Raw genomic sequence first — 278 nt, forward strand, 5'->3', positions numbered from 1 at the left:
TCATGGCCGCGCCCATGGCGAAGCGCATGCCGAAGGCGGCGGCGCACAGCGCCTGCGGGAGGAACTGGGCGTTGATGGACAGCGCCTCCATGTGGCTCCAGAGGCAGCGCGAGCCGGTGGCCTCGTAGAAGGCGGTGACCAGGCCCACGCCGGGGTCCTGGAAGGGGGCGACCATGCGGCGCAGGAAGTCCGGCCGCACCAGGATGTCCGAGTCGGACATCAGCAGGAGGTCGTACTTGGCGTAGCCGTACCCGTTGGCCATGTTGTTGACCTTGGGG

The 278-nt window shown here is 68.7% G+C and carries 1 protein-coding gene; it reads right to left on the reverse strand.

Annotated elements, in window-relative coordinates:
- Positions 1–262: glycosyltransferase (locus C1X29_RS28375; protein ID WP_305888213.1), on the reverse strand; the 262-nt coding region annotated here is incomplete at its 3' end.
- Between the last annotated feature and the right edge of the window lie 16 nt (positions 263–278).

Origin of the sequence: Pseudomonas sp. GW456-12-10-14-LB2 (assembly GCF_002884345.1) — a bacterium.
Classification (GTDB): Bacteria; Pseudomonadota; Gammaproteobacteria; order Pseudomonadales; family Pseudomonadaceae; genus Aquipseudomonas; species Aquipseudomonas paraglycinae.